This window comes from Aurantivibrio plasticivorans (genome assembly GCF_055392955.1).
Genome location: NZ_AP036020.1, coordinates 26,600 through 45,603 on the forward strand (window position 1 = coordinate 26,600; position 19,004 = coordinate 45,603).

Annotated in this window: 18 protein-coding genes; 10 read left to right on the top strand and 8 right to left on the bottom strand. The window is 48.7% G+C overall.

The window, feature by feature from the left end; translation table 11 throughout:
• Positions 1–6: 6 nt before the first annotated feature.
• The 4 genes from trkA to def form a co-directional block, all read right to left on the bottom strand.
• Positions 7–1,392 carry a Trk system potassium transporter TrkA gene (trkA, locus tag ACZ5NB_RS00105; protein WP_460230729.1) on the bottom strand — a complete coding sequence of 462 codons (1,386 nt, stop codon included), beginning with the start codon at positions 1,390–1,392 and terminating at the stop codon, positions 7–9.
• Positions 1,393–1,493: 101 nt separating this feature from the next.
• Positions 1,494–2,795 (bottom strand): 16S rRNA (cytosine(967)-C(5))-methyltransferase RsmB, encoded by a 1,302-nt coding sequence (gene rsmB / locus ACZ5NB_RS00110; protein ID WP_460230730.1) that lies wholly within the window; start codon positions 2,793–2,795, stop codon positions 1,494–1,496.
• A gap of 3 nt (positions 2,796–2,798) precedes the next feature.
• Positions 2,799–3,767, bottom strand: a complete 969-nt coding sequence (gene fmt, locus ACZ5NB_RS00115) for a methionyl-tRNA formyltransferase (protein WP_460230731.1) — start codon at positions 3,765–3,767, stop codon at positions 2,799–2,801.
• A gap of 63 nt (positions 3,768–3,830) precedes the next feature.
• Positions 3,831–4,337, bottom strand: coding sequence for a peptide deformylase (def, locus tag ACZ5NB_RS00120; protein ID WP_460230733.1), 507 nt, complete (start codon positions 4,335–4,337; stop codon positions 3,831–3,833).
• A 306-nt stretch (positions 4,338–4,643) separates the two neighbouring features.
• On the opposite strand from def, the gene ACZ5NB_RS00125 reads away from it, so the two are divergent.
• The 6 genes from ACZ5NB_RS00125 (at position 4,644) to aroE (ending at position 9,966) form a co-directional block, all read left to right on the top strand.
• Positions 4,644–5,693 (top strand): LysM peptidoglycan-binding domain-containing protein, encoded by a 1,050-nt coding sequence (locus ACZ5NB_RS00125; RefSeq protein WP_460230734.1) that lies wholly within the window; start codon positions 4,644–4,646, stop codon positions 5,691–5,693.
• A 79-nt stretch (positions 5,694–5,772) separates the two neighbouring features.
• The gene (dprA, locus tag ACZ5NB_RS00130) at positions 5,773–6,963 is read left to right on the top strand and encodes a DNA-processing protein DprA (RefSeq protein ID WP_460230735.1); all 1,191 of its coding nucleotides are present in this window, start codon (positions 5,773–5,775) and stop codon (positions 6,961–6,963) included.
• 119 nt (positions 6,964–7,082) lie between these two features.
• Positions 7,083–7,598, top strand: a complete 516-nt coding sequence (gene purE, locus ACZ5NB_RS00135) for a 5-(carboxyamino)imidazole ribonucleotide mutase (RefSeq protein WP_460230736.1) — start codon at positions 7,083–7,085, stop codon at positions 7,596–7,598.
• Positions 7,585–8,154 carry an L-threonylcarbamoyladenylate synthase type 1 TsaC gene (gene tsaC / locus ACZ5NB_RS00140; protein WP_460230738.1) on the top strand — a complete coding sequence of 190 codons (570 nt, stop codon included), beginning with the start codon at positions 7,585–7,587 and terminating at the stop codon, positions 8,152–8,154. Before purE ends, tsaC begins: the two co-directional genes overlap by 14 nt.
• Positions 8,155–8,201: 47 nt before the next feature.
• Positions 8,202–9,110: an oxygen-dependent coproporphyrinogen oxidase gene (gene hemF, locus ACZ5NB_RS00145; protein WP_460230739.1), complete on the top strand. Its 909-nt coding sequence runs from the start codon at positions 8,202–8,204 to the stop codon at positions 9,108–9,110.
• A 16-nt stretch (positions 9,111–9,126) separates the two neighbouring features.
• Positions 9,127–9,966, top strand: coding sequence for a shikimate dehydrogenase (aroE, locus tag ACZ5NB_RS00150; protein WP_460230740.1), 840 nt, complete (start codon positions 9,127–9,129; stop codon positions 9,964–9,966).
• Here the strand turns inward: aroE and ACZ5NB_RS00155 are convergent.
• The 3 genes from ACZ5NB_RS00155 to ACZ5NB_RS00165 all read right to left on the bottom strand — a co-directional run bounded on the left by ACZ5NB_RS00155 (position 9,963) and on the right by ACZ5NB_RS00165 (position 12,292).
• Positions 9,963–10,655: a methyl-accepting chemotaxis protein gene (locus ACZ5NB_RS00155; protein WP_464107785.1), complete on the bottom strand. Its 693-nt coding sequence runs from the start codon at positions 10,653–10,655 to the stop codon at positions 9,963–9,965. The two genes, aroE and ACZ5NB_RS00155, sit on opposite strands and share 4 nt — an antisense overlap.
• Positions 10,639–11,622 carry a cache domain-containing protein gene (locus ACZ5NB_RS00160; RefSeq protein WP_464107786.1) on the bottom strand — a complete coding sequence of 328 codons (984 nt, stop codon included), beginning with the start codon at positions 11,620–11,622 and terminating at the stop codon, positions 10,639–10,641. Before ACZ5NB_RS00160 ends, ACZ5NB_RS00155 begins: the two co-directional genes overlap by 17 nt.
• A gap of 139 nt (positions 11,623–11,761) precedes the next feature.
• Positions 11,762–12,292, bottom strand: a complete 531-nt coding sequence (locus ACZ5NB_RS00165) for a gamma carbonic anhydrase family protein (RefSeq protein WP_460230742.1) — start codon at positions 12,290–12,292, stop codon at positions 11,762–11,764.
• A gap of 166 nt (positions 12,293–12,458) precedes the next feature.
• Between ACZ5NB_RS00165 and prlC the strand changes: the two genes are divergently transcribed.
• Positions 12,459–14,513, top strand: coding sequence for an oligopeptidase A (gene prlC / locus ACZ5NB_RS00170; protein ID WP_460230743.1), 2,055 nt, complete (start codon positions 12,459–12,461; stop codon positions 14,511–14,513).
• A gap of 13 nt (positions 14,514–14,526) precedes the next feature.
• Complete coding sequence (locus ACZ5NB_RS00175) at positions 14,527–14,826, top strand: YheV family putative zinc ribbon protein (RefSeq protein ID WP_460230744.1); 300 nt, start codon at positions 14,527–14,529, stop codon at positions 14,824–14,826.
• 61 nt (positions 14,827–14,887) lie between these two features.
• Here ACZ5NB_RS00175 and ACZ5NB_RS00180 read toward each other — a convergent pair whose 3' ends face one another.
• Complete coding sequence (locus tag ACZ5NB_RS00180; RefSeq protein WP_460230745.1) at positions 14,888–15,586, bottom strand: hypothetical protein; 699 nt, start codon at positions 15,584–15,586, stop codon at positions 14,888–14,890.
• A 658-nt stretch (positions 15,587–16,244) separates the two neighbouring features.
• On the opposite strand from ACZ5NB_RS00180, the gene coxB reads away from it, so the two are divergent.
• Entirely contained in the window at positions 16,245–17,408 is a 1,164-nt protein-coding gene (gene coxB / locus ACZ5NB_RS00185) for a cytochrome c oxidase subunit II (RefSeq protein ID WP_460230747.1), read from the top strand.
• A 12-nt stretch (positions 17,409–17,420) separates the two neighbouring features.
• Positions 17,421–18,974: a cytochrome c oxidase subunit I gene (gene ctaD / locus ACZ5NB_RS00190; protein WP_460230749.1), complete on the top strand. Its 1,554-nt coding sequence runs from the start codon at positions 17,421–17,423 to the stop codon at positions 18,972–18,974.
• The last annotated feature ends 30 nt before the right edge of the window (positions 18,975–19,004 follow it).

A 19,004-nucleotide genomic window follows, 5' to 3' on the forward strand; every position in this document is an offset into this window, starting at 1 on the left:
GCCCGATTAAAAAAAGCTAAAGCCAACTTGGAATAGCTTTTCGATATCCCGCGTATATTTTTTGTCGACTAAAAATAAAATCACATGATCACCGGTTTCCACGACAACGTCATCGTGCGCAATAATCACTTCCGAGGTGCCATTAGTTTCTCGCACAATGGCTCCTATATTGGCACCCGCGGGCAAATCAATATCTTCGATGGCTTTGCCCACTACGCGTGAAGATTTTTCATCGCCGTGTGCGATAACTTCGATGGCCTCTGCTGCACCGCGGCGTAAAGAATGCACATTTACCATATCGCCGCGACGAACGTGGGTCAGCAGGGCACTGGTTGTAGTCAGTTGCGGTGAAATGGCGATATCAATTTCGCCGCCTTGAACTAAGTCAACATAAGCCGCGTTATTGATTAGCGTCATCACTTTACGTGCACCCAATTGTTTAGCAAGCATGGATGACATTATGTTGGCTTCGTCGTCATTGGTGAGTGCGAGAAATACATCGGTATCTTCAATGTTTTCTTCGAGCAACAATTCCTGATCAGATGCGCTGCCTTGCAAAACGATAGCGCGGGTCAACTGTTCCGATAATTGTTGGCAACGTTCAGGGTTACGCTCTAATACGCGGACAGAATATTGGTTTTCTAACTTGCGCGCTAAACGCAAACCGATGTTGCCGCCACCGGCAATGGTGATGCGTCGGTATGAGGATTCTAATCGCCGCAATTCACTCATGACGGCACGAATATTGGATTTCGCTGCGATAAAAAAGACTTCGTCATCGGCTTCGATAATCGTGGAGCCAAGTGGCGTGATGGGTCGATCGCGCCGAAAGATCGCTGCAACACGTGTATCGATAGAAGGCATGTGCTGGCGTAAAAAGCGCAGCTCTTGTCCTACTAGTGGGCCACCGTAATAAGCTTTCACCGCAACCAGTTGCACCTCACCTTGCGCAAAATCCAACACTTGAAGTGCGCCAGGGTGCTCGATTAGACGATAGATATAATCAGACACCAATTGTTCGGGGCTGATTAACACGTCGATGGGAATTGCGTCGTTTCGAAATAGGTCGCTATGAGAAAGATACGCGTGAGATCGAATGCGTGCGATCTTGGTCGGTGTGCGGTACAAGCTGTATGCAACCTGGCAGGCGATCATATTGGTTTCGTCGTCATTGGTGACGGCGATGAGCATATCCGCATCGCGAATACCGGCTTGAATCAAAATTTCTGGGTACGAGGCAACACCTACCACCACGCCGATATCGAGGCGATCACGTAGGTCACGTAATTTATTTTCGTTGGCATCGACTATGGTGATGTCATTCGCTTCGCTGGCGAGGTTTTGAGCCAAGGTGCCCCCTACCTGACCGGCACCAAGAATGATAATTTTCATCGCGTTTATAAAGTCCTTATGGTGCCACTGGCAACAAGGTGTGCGATTTTAACGATAGATGTGCTGCGGGGATAGCTTAACCCCGTAATCTGCGCGTTTGATTATTTCTGTTTGCTAATTGTAGCGTAATAGAAGCCGTCATGGCCGTTCATTTGTGGGAGTAATTGTCTGCCTACGGTCTGATCTAATCCCCATGCGGCGTCAATTGGCCGATGTACAGCATCGGGATGCGTATTCAAAAAGCGCTGCACTTGTTCGCTGTTTTCTGAGGGCAGTATGGAGCATGTGGCGTAGAGCAGCAAACCGCCAGGCGCGAGCAGTGGCCAGAGGTTGTCCATCAGTGATGCCTGTGTCTCGCAAAGTTGTTCTATTTGCGCTGGTGTGCGTAGCATTTTGATGTCGGGTTGACGGCGAATAATGCCGGTGGCTGAGCAGGGCGCATCAAGCAATAGTCGATCAAATGGTTTGCCATCCCACCACGTACTGGGTTGTGATGCATCACCGCAGACAAGCGTGGCGAGTTTTTCCATGCCGATGCGCTGCACATTTTCAGTGACTCTCTGTAGGCGCCGTTCGCTAATATCTAACGCCGTGAGTGCGATCTCGGGTTGCGTTTCAAGCAGGTGTGCGGTTTTTCCTCCCGGTGCAGCGCAAGCATCTAAGACGCGTTGGCCTGGGGCTAGCTGCATAAGGTCGGCCGTTAATTGTGGCGATTCGTCTTGCACGCTGATGTCGCCTTGTTGAAAACCCGGTAATTGAGCAACGCTACAGGCTTTTTCTAACGTGACGCCATCGCGACTGTGGAGTGTTTTTGTCGCTTCGATACCAGCGCGGCTCAGGCAATTGAGATAATCCTCTCTCGATACTCTGCGTTGGTTAACTCTCAACGTGAAAGGAGGATGAGCATTGTTGGCGGCGAGAATCGCCGCACTGTGGTCGGGCCAGGCTTGTTGGATGCGTTTGTTCAGCCAGTTGGGATGTGCGGTAGTAAACGCAGGGCGCTTGGTTAATACCTGGTCGAGTTCGGATTGTTGCCGCAAAAATTCCCGTAATACGCCGTTAACTAGGTTTTTAGCCCAGGTTTTTTTTAATGGTTTGGTCGCCGTAACGGTATTGTCGAGTACTGCATGAGTGGGGGTGCGTAAGAAAACTAACTGATATAAACCGACGAGTAATAACCCGTGAATGTCGCTATCTTTATTGCGTAAAGGTTTTTCTAGAAGTTCATCGAGATAACATTGTAGCTTGGGATACCAGCGTGCCGTGCCGTAGCAAAGTTCTTGCAACAATGCCGAATCGTTGTCGGCGACTTGTATTTGTGCACCAGGCAACAACGTGGCTAGAGAGCCATCTTGTTGTAAAAGTTTGCCAATCACTAAAGCGGCTTGTGCGCGAACATCCATAAATTATGCTGGATTCTCGCAAGTGAATTGATCACCGACGTTAAAGCGCGATTGATTCCCCAATAAAATTGCGTGGGGCGTCATGGCTTTCTTTCCTGGGAGTTGAATTTCTTCGAGCAATAGTGCGTTTTCACTGCAGCTGACTAACAAGCCTTTTGGGGTGATCTCAAGGATGGTACCTGGTGCCTTTGTGTTGGAAGTTTCCAGCGCGGTGGCTTTATGGATTTTTATTCGCTCGTTGTTGGAGTGGGTAAACGCAATAGGAAAGGGATTAAATGCGCGAACTTTTCTCGCAATGTCTTCGGCCGTTAGCTGCCAGTTTATATCCGCCTCTGCTTTGGAAATTTTTTCGGCGTAGTTAGCTTGCGCGTTATCTTGCGGCTCGGGTATTAATTTTCCGGCGGCTAGCTCGTCAAGGACATTGTTGATTGAATCACTACCGAGCGCGGCCAAGGTGTTAAATAAGCTGGTGCTCGTGTCGTCGTTTTGGATAGGGCAGGCAATTTTTTTCAACATGTCGCCAGTGTCTAGGCCCGCGTCCATTTGCATAATGGTCACGCCTGTTTCGGTATCACCCGCTTCTATCGCTCGTTGAATGGGCGCCGCGCCGCGCCAGCGAGGCAATAGTGATGCATGTACATTAATGCAGCCGAGGCGAGGGGTATCTAGGACGACTTGCGGCAGGATCAGCCCGTAGGCGACAACGATCATGATATCGGCGTTGAGCGCCGCCAGCTGTTCTTGTGTTTCTTGCTGCTTTAAGTTGAGTGGCTGGTAAACGGGTAGGTCGTGTTCTACCGCTAGCTGTTTAACGGGGCTGGGTTTCAGTTTTTTACCCCTGCCTGCTGGACGATCTGGCTGGGTGTAGACCGCGATAATCTGGTGTGGGCCGTCAATTAGTGCCGCGAGGTGTTGTGCGGCAAAGTCAGGGGTACCCGCAAAAATCACGCGCAAGGGTGAAATATCCTGCATATGGCCTGATTAGCCCTCTATTATGTAGTTAGATGGTGAAAAAAGATGAGGCGCTTACCTGCACTAGGCTCGTAAGCGCTGTTCTTTTTCGAGCTTGCTGCGAATGCGGTTGCGCTTTAATGGCGATAGATAATCGACAAATAGCTTACCGTCGAGGTGATCAATTTCGTGTTGGATGCACACCGCGAGCAGACCGTCCGGTGTGATTTCAAAGCTCTCGCCGTGCTGGTTGAGCGCTTTAACCCGAATGTGCGCCGGGCGTGTGACGTCTTCGGAATAGCCGGGAACGGACAGGCAGCCTTCTGGGTAGTCTGACTTTTCGTCATCTAAAACGGATATCTCGGGGTTAATGAATACTAACGGCTGGGTTTTATCTTCAGTGATATCAATGACAATGACACGCTCATGAACATTGACCTGAGTTGCCGCTAAACCGATGCCTGGGGCGTCATACATAGTCTCGAACATATCCTCAACTAACTGACAGATACGGTCATCGACCGTCTCGACAGGTTGAGCGACTGTGCGCAGCCTAGGGTCGGGAAATTCTAATATATCGAGCTTTGCCATGATCAATTGCCGCTGGTAAGGAAATAAAACCCTTTGTGATTAACCTCTAGTAAATACATAACATTCGTTGCTAACATTATGATCGCACTGAATTTATGCTATTTTAGACCTTGGGTTTGGGCCATAATCTTGTAGCTAGTCTTTCTAAGAAAGCTGCGATGGGGGTGGGGCTAATCCCAACCCGGACCTACAAATAAATACGCTATGTATTAATTAATTGCGCTACGCAATCACGGAACCCTAAGTCAGCTTCGCCCATTATAACGCCAAATGGCGCAATAGCTGAATTGAACAGGACTGGTTTCTATGAAAAGACATCTAATCGGCTTTATCACTTTGATTGTGATGAGTGTTTCTAGCTGGGCACAAGAAGCCATCCTCCGCGATGATCACCCTGATCGCTATACGGTAGTCAAAGGCGATACGCTTTGGGATATCTCGCAACGTTTCCTCCAAAATCCTTGGATGTGGCCAGAAATTTGGCATGTAAACCCACAGATAAGCAACCCCCACCTCATTTATCCTGGGGATCTCATTACCTTAATTTATCTCGATGGACGTCCTCGTTTAACCGTCGAGCGCGGCGATAGCGCTCGTACGTTTAAGGTAGACCCAACTGCGGTGAAGCTTGAGCCATCGGTACGTGTCATTCCTTTGTCAGAAGCCATTCCAACCATCCCTCTAGATGCGATTGATACTTTCCTTTCAAAAAGTCGCGTCGTGAGTGGGGCTGAGCTTGAAGGCGCGCCCTATGTATTGGCAGGCGGTAGCAATCGTTTGGTGGTTGGCGCTGGAGATACGTTATATGCACGCGGTGAATTCCCCGAAGACATCGCCGCTTACGGCATTTATCGCCGCGGCGATGTGTTTGTAGACCCGGACACTAACGAGGTACTCGGTGTACAGGCCCTGCACATTGGTAATGTGCGACTCAAAGCGCTGGAAAACGATATCGCAACTGCCAGTGTTGTCAGCACCAATGAAGAAATTCGAATCACCGATCGCTTGTTAAGTGAAGAAGAGCGCTCTATCAACTCGAGCTTTTTCCCTTCTGCCCCCAACGATGACATTGTCGGTAAAATTCTCGCCGTTGAAGGTGGTGTGACTCAGGTTGGCAAGTTAGACGTCGTTGTCATTAACCGTGGCGAGCGAGAAGGCGTTGCGGTCGGTAATGTGTTTACGGTGTTTAAACGAGCGGCAGAAACTCGTGACCGTATCACCAACAAGTTTGTACGCTTGCCCGAAGAAGAAGCCGGCACTTTGATGGTATTCCGTACCTTTGAAAAGCTAAGCTTTGGTATTGTTCTTGAGGCGGAAAAGCCAATCTCTACCTCGGATATTATCCGTAAGCCCTAATCCTTCTTTCTGTTCCTATTGCCTCAGCTAATTAGCTGGGGCATATTTATTTCTCCCTTACACAACACCAGGTACTCACATGGACAGTGGTACATTGCATGGTGGGCGTTTGACGCCCGCCAGTGACGATCTATTTGCAACTCAATTACTGCTTCGTATACCCGGCATCGGCCCGCAGCGTTATTGGCAGCTGTGTGATCACTTTGGTTCTGCAAGTGCCTCGTTTTCCGCACCGGATGATGAGTTGGCTCAGCTGCCCGAGGCAATCTATTCACATCTCCGCGATCTCTTGGCGAAAGAATGCCGTCATCCATTATGGCAAGCTGTTGTCGAGGATCGTGAACGTGCGGGCGAATCAGGCATTACCGTTCTTCTTTCGTCCAGCGACGACTACCCCGCATTATTACGTGAAATTAGTGCGGTGCCGCCTTTGTTGTATGTTAAAGGCGATGCTTCCGTGTTGCATTTGCCGCAAATTGCGATGGTTGGAAGTCGCTCGCCATCGCCGGTAGGCCAAGATAATGCGTTTCAATTCGCGCGAGAATTAGGTGCTTCAGGGTTGGTGGTCACTAGCGGCTTGGCGCTCGGTGTAGATGGCGCCGCACACAGAGGCGCGTTGGCTGCAAAAGCCAAAACTATCGCGGTCATGGGGACCGGTATCGATAGGGTTTACCCCCACCGACATAAAGGCCTAGCCGAACAGATTCTCGACGGTGGTGGCTGTCTTGTGACTGAGTACCCCTTTGGCACCGGTCCGCAAGCGAGTCACTTTCCCCGCCGTAATCGAATCATTAGCGCCTTGAGTATGGGGGTGTTGGTGGTGGAAGCGGCATTGAAAAGTGGGTCATTGATTACTGCGCGTTATGCCATGGAGCAAGGGCGGGAAGTGTTTGCCATCCCAGGCTCTATACATAATCCAGTTAGCAGAGGGTGTCATGCGCTCTTAAAAGATGGCGCCACCTTGGTTGAGTGCGCGGACGACATGCGCCAAGCACTGGCAGGAATGCTCCAGTGGCAATGGAAGGAGGCTATGGCCCCGGAGGGCAGCGCTATGCAAACCGTGTCGGTTGAGGAAGCCCTGTCGGGTGACGAAGCCTTGGTATTTACCAGTGTAGGCTTTGAAACAGCAGACCTCGATACTCTTGTGCAGCGCACCCAGCTCGACACCGGTAACTTATTGAGCGTATTGATGAATCTAGAATTGCGAGGATTAGTTGCCAATACCGGCAGCGGCTATCAGCGTTGTGGTCTGGTCGAAAATTCGGCGTGATACTTGAGCAAAGTGCTCAGTTGATGTAACTTGCGCGACTTTTCGAGCACTGTCTTATTTACGCAGATACAGTCTCGAAGCCCCCTTATTTAACCCTTTAAACCCCAGGTAAAATTGATATGAGTAAGCCATTTGTCGCTATTCTTATGGGTTCTGATTCTGACCTTGGCGTAATGAAATCAGCCTTTGAAACCTTAAAGTCTTTAGGTGTGCCTTTTGAAGCGAAAGTGACCTCTGCTCACCGCACGCCAGAAGCCACCCACAACTATGTAAAAGATGCTGATGCACGCGGCTGTGCAGCGTTTATATGTGCTGCAGGGATGGCTGCCCACCTTGCCGGCGCAGTGTCTGCTAACACCCTAAAGCCTGTGATTGGTGTGCCTATTGATGTAACACTCGATGGTTTAGATGCTTTGCTGTCGACTGTGCAAATGCCTGGTGGCATTCCTGTGGCGACTGTTGCAATTGGCAAAGCCGGCGCTAAAAACGCGGCTTACCTAGCGGCGCAAATCATTGGTGTTGCCGATGCTGAAATGCATCAGCGCTTGATCGAAGAGCGTGCGGCTAACGCTAGTGCAGTTATGGGTAAAGACGCTAAGTTGCAGGAGCAGCTCAAAGCGGATGGATTGGTCTAAAAACCAACAAATTGCCCAGGCCGCCGCATGTATTCAGCGCGGCGGCGTTATTGCTTATCCAACTGAGTCCGTTTGGGGGCTTGGTTGCGACCCTTATAACGAGCAAGCTGTCCGCCGATTACTGGCGTTAAAAGACCGCCCAGTAGAGAAGGGGCTAATCATTGTAGCCTCGGGTCTCAGCCAGATTGAGCCGCTGCTCGAAGGTTTAAATCAAACACAGCTTGCCACGCTAAATACTCACTGGCCTGGACCCTATACCTACCTCATCCCAAATGATGGATTTGTCCCGCAGTGGGTAACAGGTGAACATCCGAGCATTGCAGTAAGAGTGAGTGCTCACCCTCTTGTTATAGCCCTTTGTGAAAGGGTTGGCCACCCGATTGTTTCAACCTCCGCAAACCCTGCTGGGCTGTCCGCCGCGGCTGATGAGCTCAGTGTAAGGCGTTATTTCGGTGACAAGCTGGATGATATTACACCCGGAGAAACGCAGCGCTTGCAGAAACCATCGGAAATACGTGATTTAATCACTGGCACGCTAATTCGCGCTGGCGGGTAACTTCGTCTTCGGCGCGAATCTAATTGAGTACCCACAGCGAGTAGATAATGAGTGACGTTGATAAACATGCAGTAAAAGCCTACCTGTTGGGCCTGCAGGATAATATTTGTAGCGCCCTGGAATGTGCGGATGGTAGCAGCCAGTTTACAGAGGATGCCTGGGAGCGCCCTGGTGGTGGTGGCGGTCGTTCACGAGTAATGGATAACGGCGCTGTCATTGAAAAGGGTGGCGTTAACTTTTCCCATGTTTACGGTGACCAGCTTCCGCCTTCAGCTACTGCAAGCCGACCCGAGCTAGCGGGACGAAGTTTTGAAGCCATGGGGGTTTCTTTGGTCATCCACCCCCACAACCCATTTATCCCGACAAGCCATGCTAACGTTCGCTTTTTTATTGCTGAGCAAGAGGGCCAAGAACCTGTTTGGTGGTTTGGCGGTGGCTACGATTTAACGCCTTATTACGGTAAAGAAGAGGATTGTATCGCGTGGCACCAAACCGCAAAGAATGTGTGCGAACCATTTGGCGAAGATATTTATCCTCGTTTTAAAAAGTGGTGCGACGAATACTTTTACTTAAAACATCGCAGTGAAGCTCGGGGTGTTGGCGGATTATTTTTCGATGATTTTTCAGAACTGGGTTTTGCAAAAAGTTTTGAATTTTTGCAAGCGGTCGGTAATAGCTATATCGATGCCTATATCCCGATCGTTGAAAAACGTAAAAACACACCTTACACGGACGCGCAAAAAGAATTTCAATTATTTCGTCGCGGACGCTATGTAGAATTTAATTTGGTCTTTGATCGTGGCACTTTATTTGGGTTGCAAAGTGGTGGACGAACAGAATCCATTCTAATGTCGTTGCCTCCAACGGTGAAATGGGGGTATAACTGGCATCCGGAACCCGGTAGCCCGGAAGCGGAATTAACGGAAAAGTTTTTACCGCACAGGCAGTGGGTATAAAGAGTTAACCAATTAAATGTTCGGACCTCACTTGTACGCAGTATTCGGTTCACCTATCGTCCATTCCAAATCACCGGAAGTCCATCGCGCCTTTGCTCGTCAAACTGAGCAGGACATGATGTACACCAAGCAAGAAGTTACACCTGAAGAGTTTAAAGAAACAGTCGACGACTTTTTTGAACTCGGTGGAATGGGGCTGAACATAACGCTCCCCTTAAAAGAACTGGCCTATCAATATGCGGATAAGGTGTCTCTTCGCGCGAAGCTAGCGAAAGCGGTTAATACGCTGATTCGGGATAAAAACGGTTCTATCCTCGGAGACAATACCGATGGTATTGGCATCGTTCGAGATATCACTATCAACCAGCGCTGGCACTTGAAAAGCCAACGTGTATTGATTTTAGGTGCTGGTGGCGCAGTGCGCGGTGTATTGGGGCCTATTCTAGACGAAGAACCTAAATCTATCGTGATCGCAAACCGTACCGCGAGTAAAGCGGTGGATCTTGCTAAATCGTTTGAAGGTATGGGGGATGTATCCGGCTGTGGCTTAAATAGTATCCCGCCAGGCGTTTTCGATGTCATTATCAACGGCACATCAATGAGTTTGCAGGGTGCTGCACCGCCGTTAAACCCCGCACAAATGACAGCCCAAACCTGTGCTTATGATATGGCCTATGGCAGTGGTCCGACTGCATTTTTGCAGTGGGCAGAATCACAAGGCCTGGTCGCGTTAGCTGACGGTCTTGGTATGCTCGTTGAGCAAGCGGCCGAATCTTTTTATCTGTGGCGACGAGTTCGTCCTAAAACTGCTCCGGTTATTCAGATGCTGCGCGAGGGTATGCGTCGTGAGATTTAATTACCGCTTGCCTTAATTTTACGTATTCCCGCTTCTAGTTGCTTGACCGCGTCGGCCATCGCTTGTGCGCTATCCGCTGTTTTGTCCATAGACTCTCGCACAGGCACTATGGTGGAGCAGAAGGTGTCAACGGAGTGTTCTATCTCGCCCGCATTGTTCTGTTGCGCCTTGGCTGCGCTCGCAATTTGCGCTGTGTTGTGATCGATCTGCGCAATAATATCGCTGATAAGTTGAAACGCTTGATCCGCAGCATTGCTGTATTGCGCGGCTTTATCAGCGCGTTCCGAGCTATTGCTCATGTTGTGCATCGCATCGCCAGTGCCGTGTTGTAAGCGTTCAATTATCGTTTGAATTTCCTGAGTCGACTGCTGCGTACGTTGCGCCAATGCGCGGACCTCGTCGGCGACAACCGCAAAGCCTCGGCCTTGCTCTCCGGCTCGTGCTGCTTCAATTGCAGCATTCAACGCAAGCAAATTGGTTTGCTCGGCAATGCCGTTAATCACCGCTAGCACCGAGACAATACTTTCCACATCCTTGACCAAGGTATCCATCGATTGAGCAGTGGTGTGCATTGCACTGTGCAGGTATTGGATCTCACTGACAGTATCCTGTACCACTCGGCTGCCTTCCTGAGCCGCGTTGTTAGCATCCGCTGAGAGCGCCACGGCGGTTTCAGTGTCGTTCGACACCTGTTGCACCGCACCGCCGAGTGCTCGCACCGCCGAGTGCTCGCACCGCCCTGCTTAGGCTATCCACTTCTTGCTGCTGACTGTGCAGTGATTGTTTGGTAAGCCCAACAGTGTCGGCCACCGTCGATGAGGAGCGCGATACGATGTTTTGCGTATTAGTAACTTGCTGTAAGGTGCCGCGAATTTGTCGAAAAACCTCATTCAAGGTTTGACCCAGGCGGGCCAATTCATCATCACCCAATTCATTAAAATTGACGTCGAGATCGATCACCTCGTTTCGCACAATCTGCGTGCCGCGATTCACCATATGTCTCAACGGTGAGGTAATGCTGCTGACGAGTATTAGCACTGCGCCACCGATCAATAGCATGAATACCATGCACTCCAGCATGGTAGTCAATATAGCGGTGTCAATCGTTGATTGAAGGTCCACCACGTACACACCTGTGCCGATCACCCAGCCCCAGGCTTCAAAGCCGCGAACAAAAGAGATTTTTTCAGCAGGCTCACGCTGACCCTGATAGTCCCAGATGTATTCTAGGTAGCCTGCTCCGGATGCTCTGACTTTATCAATCATCAGTTTAAATACTGGTAAACCGTTGGGATCCTCCATTGTGAGAACGTTACTATTTTCAAGTTCACGATTGTTGGGGTGCATGACCATGTTGCCCGCTAAGTCGTTGATCCAGACGTAGTTGTCTGTTTCATAACGCAAACTGCGCAATACACGAATGGCTTCGAGCTGTGCTTGCCGCTCGCTAAGCTGACCCTTTTCAAAATCCCGATAAAAACCATCGACGATATAATAGGCAGAATCAACTACCGCCGCGATAGAGCGTTTCCGTTCCTCGAAAATATTTTGTTCAACCTGCCTGAGTGATACCGCACCGATTGCGGCAAAAGCTGAAAGAATGAGAGCCATGAGCACGACTATACGTGTGCGTAATGAAAAGCGACGCAGCCACATAAACAACTACCTACTACATTGAAGAAAAATGAGCAGCTCTGCTGGGCAGAGAGCTCTCTTATAGAGTGTAGATGGGCTGGCTAATTTTGCGTGCAGCAGTACTCGCAATTCACAAATAGAGCGCGAAGGGGCTAATGGATTAGCGCTGATAAGTGTTTTTCACCCGCACGTAATGCGCAGCTGAATATTGTAACTTTTCGATTTCTTGCTCTGAGAGCTTACGCACTTTCTTTATTGGGCTGCCAACGTATAAATAGCCACTTTCTAATGTTTTTCCCGGTGGAATGAGACTGCCAGCACCGATCATCACGTCGTCTTCCACAACAACGGCATCGAGCACAATCGTTCCCATGCCAACCAACACGCGGTCGCCAATGGTACAGCCGTGCAGCATAACCTTGTGACCCACCGTGACATCGTCTCCAATAATCAAAGGCCAACCGTCAGGAAGGGTGTCATTCTTATGGGTGACATGAAGTACCGAACCATCTTGAATACTGGTGCGGGCGCCTATACGTATATGGTTTACGTCGCCGCGAATAATTGCTCCAGGCCAAATAGAAGAATCGTCGCCAATCTGGACATCGCCGATAATGACGGCTGCTTCGTCGACAAGGACGTTCTTGCCAATCTGAGGGTTGATGCCTTGGTAAGGTCTAATGGCGGACATGCTGCGTACCTAGTCTATTGTGAATGGAGCGGGGCCCGAAATCTCGCGGCGCAAAGTCTAGCGAACGAGTGTAACATAGCGTTCCTGCGCGTTGTTTTTAGCCTCGTTTCTGTGGATTGAAAACAGAGCTAACCTATTGATTAATCGCCAGTTTAGGATTGAGTAAATGAGCACTAACCCTTTGGTTGAAGCGAACGAATTACCACCTTTCCAATCGATTACCGCAGAACAGGTAGAGCCAGCTATTAGAGCACTGGTTGAGGCTAATCGACAGTCTCTCGAAAGTTTGTTGGCCAGCATCAAACAGCCTACATGGGCCAGTCTGGTTGCTCCCTTCGAGGCCCAAGAAGACCACCTCTCTCAAGCCTGGTCACCTATCGGACATTTGAATTCGGTGATGAACTCGGAAGCATTACGAGAAGGTTATACCCGAGCTTTGCAATTGCTGACCGAATACTCTACAGAAGTGAGCCAAAACCCAGCACTTTATGAAGCTTATCAAGCGCTAGCGGACAGCGAAGAATATAAGTCACTGTCACAAGCGCAACAAAAAACTATAGAACACAGCCTTCGAGACTTTAAATTGGCAGGCGTTGCCTTGCCGGCGGAAAAGAAAGCGCGTTATGCGGAAATTAAACAACGCTTGTCGGAGCTGTCTACACAGTTTTCAAACAACGTGCTGGATGCAACACAAGGCTGGTACAAAGTTATAAATGACGAAGATGAATTAGCGGGTCTTCCTGAAACTGCATTGGCAATGGCTGAGCAGGCTGCCAGCTCGAAAAATATCGATGGTTATGTATTAACGCTCGATATTCCATCATATTTGGCCGTCATGACCCATGCTGACAATCGTGAATTGCGGCATGAAATGTATCGCGCGTATTGCACGCGAGCATCTAGTGAAGGCTTAGCTGTCGGTGATAAGGGTCCTGGACAGTGGAATAACGATGAACTGATCCGAGAGACATTAAGGCTGCGTCACGAAATTGCCCAGCTGCTTGGGTTTAACAACTATGCTGAACGGTCATTGGCAACCAAGATGGCCAATACACCTGAGGAAGTGGTGAGCTTTTTAACTGATCTTGCAGAAAAAGCACTCCCAGCGGCAAAACAAGAGTTTGCTCAACTGACGTTGTTCGCCAAAGAGCATTACGATGTCGAAATTTTAGAAGCATGGGATGTTGCCTACTATTCTGAAAAGCAACGCCAAGCGATTTTTAATATTTCTGAAGAAGAGTTGCGACCATACTTTCCTGCGGCAAAAGTGATTGATGGTTTGTTTACCGTCGCTAGCCGGCTATTCAACATCAGTTTTAAGAAAGATGAGACGGTTGAAACCTGGCATGCAGACGCTGACTTTTATCGCGTGTTGCGAGATGGGAAAGCGATTGCCGGTTTTTATTTCGATATTTATGCGCGCGAAAACAAGCGCGGTGGAGCATGGATGGATGAATGCCGTGTAAGGCGCGCAACTGCAGACGGTGTTCAATTACCGATTGCGTATTTGACCTGTAACTTCATGGCGCCAACTAAAGAAAAGCCATCACTATTAACCCACAACGAAGTAACGACGTTATTTCACGAATTTGGCCATGGTTTGCACCATATGCTGACGCAAATTGATTGTCCTGCGGTTAGCGGCATAAATGGGGTTCCCTGGGATGCGGTGGAGTTGCCCAGCCAATTTTTAGAAAACTGGTGCTGGGAAGAAGAAGTTATCCCATTAATTTCCGCTCACTATAAAAGTGGCGAGCCACTTCCGAAAGATTTGTTGGACAAGTTGTTAAAGGCGAAAAACTATCAATCGGCAATGCAAACTGTGCGACAAATTGAATTTTCGCTTTTCGATTTTCGTTTGCACTGGGAATACGACCCAGAAAACCCTCGTGACCCGCAAGCGCTCTTAGACGAGGTGCGAGAGCAAGTTGCTGTGACGACGCCTCCCAGCTACAACAAATTTCAAAATAGCTTTTCCCATATTTTTGCCGGTGGCTATGCAGCAGGTTATTACAGTTACAAATGGGCAGAGGTTTTATCCAGTGATGCGTTTTCTTTGTTTGAAGAAAACGGCATTTTTGACTCTGAGACAGCGACGTCCTTTTTAGAAAACATCTTGCAACGCGGCGGTTCAGACGAGGCGATGACGTTGTTTACACAATTTCGCGGACGTGAACCCGATATCGATCCGTTATTACGCCATACTGGCATTTCAAAATAACAGGACGGTATTGATGTCAGCCGAAAAACCTTCGATAAAAAAACGCTTCATTGCGGGGGCAGTCTGCCCGCGCTGCTCCGATATGGATAGCATCGTTGTCTATAAGATAAAAAATACCCATCATCGAGAGTGTGTTAGCTGCGACTTTAAAGAAGTGACACAGTTTGATGATGATAATGGACGACCTAAGGCCGAGCTAGAAACGCGAGTGAATACGCCTATCGTCAATGCGCAAGCGCAGATTCATGATCATGAGCAGCAAAAAAATGCACCGCAGGTCGTCAAAATATTGGGTTCTGATGAAAACCAGTAACTTTAAAGGGTAAGGTTAGCCGTGGCGCGTAAAGGCTATGTTGATTAAGAGTAGTCCATAATCAGTGAAGCACAGGGTTGTCGACGGGGGTTGTGTCTTTCAAGGATTCAAACTCTAAATTGATATCCAAATCATCTGCTAAGCAAGGCCAGCGATTTAACTCCGTGCTCCAGCCATTTTTTTTGTGTTCGTCTACATAACGCTGGAAATTGCTGTTGTTGCTAAGCTCTTTCTCTTTATCCATGTGAATTTCAGTGGAGTAATGCACCACAAAATCTAGGTCATTTGCGAAAGGCTCGCCAATTAACTCGTGCACAATCAAATTAGCGCGTGTCATGTCCATGGGTACAAGAGGGATTCCGCTATGCGCGATCAGCCGGTCATTGACCTCTTCGATTAGGCGGTGGGCCAAATAGGCTTCGTCCATCAACGCATCCAGCCCGTTATGGTCGGCTAACACCTCAGGAGGTTGGGTGAAAAACTCTTCAGCCAGCGTGATAAATATCGAGGCGTAATCGTCATAAATCCCAGCCTCTTTCGTTAGCCCGCGCAAGGCGTCGACAAAGTTGGGTACGTGCTCGATATAGCGGATAACGAAATCGAGAAGAGCACCTTCAGGGTTGCTCTCGGGTAGCTGTATGGCGCCGTGCAGCTTGGGAAGTTGCTTAACGATCAGCGCGCGCAGGCCTTCGGTATAGTCCGATTGCTCTTTCGCGTGTCGAATGGTTTCCCTTATTTGCATGGTGCGTGGTTTGCTCATGATTGTTCAGTGGCAGTAGTGTCGTTGTGTGGTTAGTGGCGATACCAGCTGCCATAGAAAAAATGTTGCGTGTTTCAAAGGTAAAAATAACCTAAAGGACTATAAACTCAAGTTTGTCATAAGAACCGTTAGTTCTATTGATTGGAGATTCTAGACTCAGCAGTAGTAATTGATCACTAATGCGCTAACTTGTGCAAATATTAGCAACATGTGGCGCACAAAATCACATCCCTTCGCGTAAATTTTTGTCACTTTTGCTGTGGATATCTGGTAGAAAGTCAGTAAATTGAGGCACTTATGGGGCAAATAGATACTGAAATTATTTTCGAACTCTGTAAAATACGCGTCCCAGTTGGTCCAGATCAACTACTTGCCCCATCAAAACCTTGATTTTTGTGGGGATTTGTGGCCCCCTTGGCGCGTCTTTACTATTGGTTCCAAACGCAGATAGGTTTGGTGTTCGCCCTTCTAATAATAATCTCGATGGGTAATCAAGCTGTTCGCAATGGTGTTTGAGCTGATCACGCGGCTTTATTGGGTCAATATACATACTTGAGTCTGGTTAAGCGCATAGTCTTGGGGCCGTCCTGCCTTTTTGGGGGTGTTCTTGTTGTGCTTTACGACGATTTTCACATTTGTAATACGGAGAAAACGGGCGATGTTGAGAAGAGCAAAACCGCTTTTCCACCGACTGCTTAGCTCTGCCTTGGTACTGGCGCTGTGTAGCCAGTCAGCGGTAGCAGAAGAAGCAAAGCGTTGGGGGGTCAATTTGACCCAAGGTGTCACACCGGTAAGTCAGGAAATTTATGGCTTGCACATGCTGATCTTTTGGATTTGTGTGGTCATTGGTGTGGCTGTATTCGGCGTTATGATTTATTCGATCATCGCGCATCGAAAGACAAGTGATCGTGAGCCGGCTCAGTTCCATGAGCACCTAGGCTTAGAAATCGCCTGGACTTTGGTTCCATTCCTTATTTTGATTGGCATGGCGTTTCCTGCGACCAAAGCGCTGATCAAGATATATGATACTGAAGAGCAAGTGGATCTCGATATCGTTGTCACAGGTTATCAGTGGAAGTGGAAATACGAATATCTTGGAAAAGACGTTTCTTTCTTTTCCAACCTACATCCCGAGCATAATGAGGCCCGTCAACTGGACTCTGGCATCGATGTTAAAACCATCCCGAATTATCTCCTTGAAACTGATACCCATCTCGTATTGCCAATTAAGAAAAAAGTACGTTTCTTAATCACAGCAAACGACGTGTTGCATGCTTGGTTCGTTCCTGCGCTAGGGGTGAAGAAAGATGCTATCCCAGGTTTCGTCAACGAATCTTGGGCATACATTGAAGAGCCCGGTATTTACCGCGGCCAGTGTGCTGAGCTGTGTGGTAAAGACCACGGCTTCATGCCCATCGTTGTTAAAGCAGTCGAGCAGGCTGAGTTTGATCAGTGGATCGGTGCTCAGCAAGAACAAGCACGCAAAATTGCAGAGCTAGCTAGCCAAACATTTACCTTCGATGAGTTGTACGCTGAAGGCGAGGCGGTATACAACCGTGTATGTGCCGCTTGTCATGGCCCAACGGGTGAAGGTGTGCCGGGTGCATTCCCTGCGATTAAAGGCAGCCCAGTGGCGACCGGCCCAATTATGGATCACCTAAGCCTCGTGGCGAATGGTGTGAGTGGTACCGCGATGCAGGCGTTTGGCGAACAGCTTACCCCTGTAGAAATGGCGGCAGTAATTACTTTCCAGCGCAACAGCTGGGGCAACAACATGGGTGATTCAATTCAGCCAGTTGATGTCGTTCAAGCAGCACAATAGGAGGAGTAAACAATGGCACATGGTCCCGCGAAAGGTCTAGGCCGGTGGTTGTTTACTACCAACCACAAAGACATCGGTACAATGTACCTGTGGTTCAGTTTTGCAATGTTTATCTTGGGTGGTTTCTTCGCGATGGTAATTCGCGCAGAGCTTTTCCAACCAGGCATGCAAATTGTTGAGCCAGAATTTTTTAACCAAATGACCACCATGCACGGCCTCGTGATGGTGTTCGGTGCCATCATGCCCGCTTTTGTGGGTTTGGCAAACTGGATGATCCCGTTGATGATCGGTGCTCCAGACATGGCATTACCGCGTATGAACAACTGGAGCTTCTGGATTCTTCCATTTGCGTTCTTGATGTTGGCTTCTACCTTCTTTATGGAAGGCGGCGCGCCAAACTTCGGTTGGACTTTCTACGCACCACTTTCAACTACCTATGCACCTGACACCGTTACCTTCTTTATCTTCGGTGTTCATATTATGGGTGTGTCGTCCATCATGGGTTCAATCAACATTATTGCTACCGTGCTTAATATGCGTGCGCCTGGCATGACGTTGATGAAAATGCCATTGTTCGTGTGGACTTGGTTGATCACTGCATTCTTGCTTGTTGCGGTAATGCCTGTATTGGCTGGTGCCGTTACCATGATGTTGATGGACATACACTTCGGCACATCATTCTTTGATGCAGCTGGTGGTGGTGACCCTGTTCTGTTCCAGCACATTTTCTGGTTCTTTGGGCACCCTGAGGTATACATCATCATTCTTCCTGGGTTTGGTGTTGTCTCTGCCGTTATTCCTGCGTTTTCGCGCAAACCGTTGTTTGGTTATTCTTCAATGGTTTACGCAACGGCAGCGATCGCATTCTTAAGTTTCATCGTGTGGGCTCACCATATGTTTACTGTGGGTATGCCACTCGCAGGTGAGTTGTACTTCATGTATGCCACGATGTTGATCGCGGTACCCACCGGTGTGAAAGTGTTTAACTGGATTACCACTATGTGGCGCGGGTCGATGACGTTCGAAACGCCGATGCTTTTCTCAATTGCTTTCGTGATTTTGTTCACCATGGGTGGCTTCACTGGTTTGATGATGTCAATTGCGCCGTCAGATATTCAGTATCACGATACCTACTTCATCGTTGCGCACTTCCACTACACCATGGTAGCTGGAGCTATCTTTAGTTTGGCAGCCGGTGTCTACTACTGGTTACCTAAGTGGACTGGCCGTATGTACAACGAAGCGATGGGTAAAGCACAATTCTGGATTGCGTTCATTGGTTTTAACCTAACCTTCTTCCCGCAACACTTTGTTGGTTTAGCAGGTATGCCTCGCCGTATTCCAGATTACGCAACGCAATTTGCAGACTTCAATATGTTGTCTTCTATCGGTGCATTTACATTCGGTTTGTCGCAGTTGTTATTCTTGTACAACATTATCTCGACTATTGTCGCGGGTAAAAAAGTGGAAGTAGACAAGCCTTGGGATGGCGCTGAAGGTTTAGAGTGGAGCGTCGCTTCTCCAGCTCCGTACCACACTTTCAGCACACCACCTGAAGTGAAATAAGACGGCCAAACTGCTGAGCTAAGGTATAAA

Coding starts and splice junctions, on each gene's coding strand:
- prlC (WP_460230743.1), top strand. CDS start 12,459: ATGAGCACTAACCCTTTGGTTGAAGCGAACGAATTACCACCTTTCCAA.
- hemF (WP_460230739.1), top strand. CDS start 8,202: ATGAGTGACGTTGATAAACATGCAGTAAAAGCCTACCTGTTGGGCCTG.
- ACZ5NB_RS00125 (WP_460230734.1), top strand. CDS start 4,644: ATGAAAAGACATCTAATCGGCTTTATCACTTTGATTGTGATGAGTGTT.
- tsaC (WP_460230738.1), top strand. CDS start 7,585: ATGGATTGGTCTAAAAACCAACAAATTGCCCAGGCCGCCGCATGTATT.
- rsmB (WP_460230730.1), bottom strand. CDS start 2,795: ATGGATGTTCGCGCACAAGCCGCTTTAGTGATTGGCAAACTTTTACAA.
- aroE (WP_460230740.1), top strand. CDS start 9,127: ATGTTCGGACCTCACTTGTACGCAGTATTCGGTTCACCTATCGTCCAT.
- fmt (WP_460230731.1), bottom strand. CDS start 3,767: ATGCAGGATATTTCACCCTTGCGCGTGATTTTTGCGGGTACCCCTGAC.
- dprA (WP_460230735.1), top strand. CDS start 5,773: ATGGACAGTGGTACATTGCATGGTGGGCGTTTGACGCCCGCCAGTGAC.
- ACZ5NB_RS00165 (WP_460230742.1), bottom strand. CDS start 12,292: ATGTCCGCCATTAGACCTTACCAAGGCATCAACCCTCAGATTGGCAAG.
- ACZ5NB_RS00180 (WP_460230745.1), bottom strand. CDS start 15,586: ATGAGCAAACCACGCACCATGCAAATAAGGGAAACCATTCGACACGCG.
- purE (WP_460230736.1), top strand. CDS start 7,083: ATGAGTAAGCCATTTGTCGCTATTCTTATGGGTTCTGATTCTGACCTT.
- coxB (WP_460230747.1), top strand. CDS start 16,245: ATGTTGAGAAGAGCAAAACCGCTTTTCCACCGACTGCTTAGCTCTGCC.
- ACZ5NB_RS00160 (WP_464107786.1), bottom strand. CDS start 11,622: ATGTGGCTGCGTCGCTTTTCATTACGCACACGTATAGTCGTGCTCATG.
- ctaD (WP_460230749.1), top strand. CDS start 17,421: ATGGCACATGGTCCCGCGAAAGGTCTAGGCCGGTGGTTGTTTACTACC.
- def (WP_460230733.1), bottom strand. CDS start 4,337: ATGGCAAAGCTCGATATATTAGAATTTCCCGACCCTAGGCTGCGCACA.
- ACZ5NB_RS00175 (WP_460230744.1), top strand. CDS start 14,527: ATGTCAGCCGAAAAACCTTCGATAAAAAAACGCTTCATTGCGGGGGCA.
- trkA (WP_460230729.1), bottom strand. CDS start 1,392: ATGAAAATTATCATTCTTGGTGCCGGTCAGGTAGGGGGCACCTTGGCT.